The organism is Thermoactinomyces intermedius, from assembly GCF_013912365.1.
Classification (GTDB): domain Bacteria; phylum Bacillota; class Bacilli; order Thermoactinomycetales; family Thermoactinomycetaceae; genus Thermoactinomyces; species Thermoactinomyces intermedius.
Genome location: NZ_JACETT010000034.1, coordinates 1 through 2,708, shown reverse-complemented (window position 1 = coordinate 2,708; position 2,708 = coordinate 1). Strand labels below are relative to the sequence as shown.

The following is a 2,708-nucleotide window of genomic DNA, read 5'->3' as shown; positions in this document are numbered from 1 at the left end:
GTTTTTCGAGCACCTTCGTTTTTTAAAGAGCATTTAAGTAATTTTTTATGTATCAAGTCAAAACGAAGGTGGCTTTTTCCTTTATTTCATGCGGGTTTCAGCTATAGCGAGCAACCCCAAGGGTTTTTGACATATCAAGGTGCTCGAAAAAGAACTTCTGTTACAAGCTTGAATATCAGAAATATCAACTAATATCAGTCTACAAAAAAATAAAATTCTTGTAAACCTTCAGTTCTAATATTAAAGCCCTCTCCGGAAAATGGAGAGGGCTGTTTTTGTAATCCTCCAAAAGAGGTGTAACCATTCTGACAACAGAAATTGTATGACGAGTATCAATATCAAAAGAGTTTCAATCCTCTTAATGAGGTGTACTCATTCTGACTTTTGTGATCGTTGGAGGACTCCCCTGCCTTTTCTTGTTTCAATCCTCTTAATGAGGTGTACTCATTCTGACTGCATGTGTCTGAAACCCTTGATACGATTGAGGTTCAATATGGTTTTTCGAGCACCTTCGTTTATTAAAGAGTATTTAAGTTATTTTTTATGTATCAAGTCAAAACGAAGTGACTTTTTCCTTTATTTCATGCGGGTTTCAGCTTTTACGAGCAACCCCAGGGATTTTTGACATATCAAGGCGCTCGAAAAATAACTTCTGTTACAAGTTTGAACATCAGGAATATCAATTATTTTCAGTTTAGCAAAAAGATAAAAAGACTGTAAACCTTCAAAGTCTAACATTTTAAAGGCAAGAGATAATCTCTATTAAAAAATCTCTCCGGTGATGGAGAGAGTTTTTTATTATTTCGTTGTGATCTAAATGAAGTGTACTCATTCTGACGGGAAGTACTCCAAAAAGTTCAAGGATCAAGCCGTACTTAGTGGTATGGCTTTGTCATTTGTGATCAGTATGGCCCTGAATGGTTGGGAAATTAACAAAATGACCTTCTTGGAAGCAGCCATTGGCGGCCTCTTGGGATTGATCGGAGGAGGCATCACTGCAGGAGCTTCCCGGGGATTGGCGAGTGGCATCGGGCAAAAACTGATCATGGGTGCCAAAAATTCCAAATTCTTGGGTCCTGTTCTTCGCGGAGGACAAAAACTGGTTTCCAAGATGCCTGCTCCCATTCAAAAAATGTTTACCAAAGGCGGATTCATCGGAGCAGCCGAGGGTGCTGGAACCAGTGTGACAGACGATATCCTGCATGGGCGGAAGATCAATTGGAAAAATGCCGTTTTGGCAGGTTTTTTCGGAGCCGGTTCTGTCGTAGTGGTTCATTTTGCCCAGCCAGCGGTCAATAAAGCCGTCGCATCAATGGAACCGGTTTTGGCCAAAACCCCGATTGTCAAAAATCTTTTCACCAAAGTTGACGATTGCATTGCTGCTCGGCAAACCGGAGGATATCATGCCTTCTTCCTGGTGGTTAAACCCGGATGTGTTGATACAGGCATAACAGACCTACTAAAAAGTGATTTGAAAAAATGGAGAGAAACAGTAGGTACTGATTTAAATACGATTGCTGTCGCCAGAACGGATATTGAAGGTTTGGAAAATAAAGTGTTTGAAGGTGCTTCTACACGAGTTATAGAAGCAGCACCACCAGCAGCTGGATTAGAGCCTTTGGATACGAATAGAAAAATAAAAGCACCATATGATGAAAACAATCCTTTCCTTAAACAATACACCAATCATGCTGAAGAAATGATTGTTAATAAGTTTGCTGACGCTGTTGATGATTTATATCCAAACCCCCTCGATGTAAAAGGTAAACTATATTTACATCAATCTAATCCAAAAGGTGTATGTGGAGCATGTAAAGCAGGGTTTGGAAAAAGCTCTAAAAGACAAGGGGTTTTATACCAACTTAGTAAGTGGTATCCAAATCTTGAGATCATTGTATCATCTGAAGTTAAAGAGGGGCAAAAAGTAACTAAGAGTCATTTTTTTATAGTAAAAGATGGTAAACAATATGATTATCCGGAAGATAGGAGGAAATAGAGTATGAGATGGTATGAAAAGGTAAACATAGATGCGAAAGCAGCATATTTTTTAGCGTTATCAGACAAAATAATAGATAAACTTACTCCTTATGAGAATTGGTATTCAATTGCGAGAAGTACCCTTGATTTGTGTTGGGAATGGGTCGAGGATAAGAAGGTGGATGAAGATGATATTTATATGAAAGTTAACGATGAAGATGAAGGGTTCTTTATGGTTGGTTTGGCTGAAATCGATCCTTTTCAAGGAAATTCACAGGCGGAATCTGCTTATTGGTGTATCTTTGGTGCTGTAAGTTATGTCATATGGCTGGGTCATATCTTGAACAACAAGGAAAATGAACTTCCACAAGAGCTTGAAAGTTTAGATGATGAATTCAATGAACAGCGTTTCATGGAAGAAATAAGAAAAGTAGAAGGATACCGAGAAGAATGGTCCGAGTGCTTAAAGCAATACCTGTTGGAAAACTATCCGGCAGGCAGTGATAGGAAAATTAAGAGAGAAGAATTGTTGAGATTGATTGCATAAAAAAATGATTAAGTGGAAACATTTCCGCTATATTTGGCGTAATATATGAAGGGGATTTTCCCCTTTTAATCGTCCCAATTGCACAGAAGCAATTGAGTAAAAGACTTTTTGATGATTTCCAAAGCCGATACACTGAAGTCTTTCACGACTTCCAAAGCCGATACTCTGAAATCATCAAACCCTT

At 38.6% G+C, this 2,708-nt stretch carries 2 protein-coding genes; both read left to right on the top strand.

Annotation, left to right across the window (positions count from 1 at the left end; all coding sequences use genetic code 11):
• Nucleotides 1–889 precede the first annotated feature (889 nt).
• The gene (locus tag H1R82_RS08455) at nucleotides 890–1,996 is read left to right on the top strand and encodes a hypothetical protein (RefSeq protein ID WP_181821643.1); all 1,107 of its coding nucleotides are present in this window, start codon (nucleotides 890–892) and stop codon (nucleotides 1,994–1,996) included.
• A gap of 3 nt (nucleotides 1,997–1,999) precedes the next feature.
• Nucleotides 2,000–2,524: an Imm6 family immunity protein gene (locus tag H1R82_RS08450; RefSeq protein WP_062843343.1), complete on the top strand. Its 525-nt coding sequence runs from the start codon at nucleotides 2,000–2,002 to the stop codon at nucleotides 2,522–2,524.
• Nucleotides 2,525–2,708 lie beyond the last annotated feature (184 nt).

Coding starts and splice junctions, on each gene's coding strand:
- H1R82_RS08450 (WP_062843343.1), top strand. CDS start 2,000: ATGAGATGGTATGAAAAGGTAAACATAGATGCGAAAGCAGCATATTTT.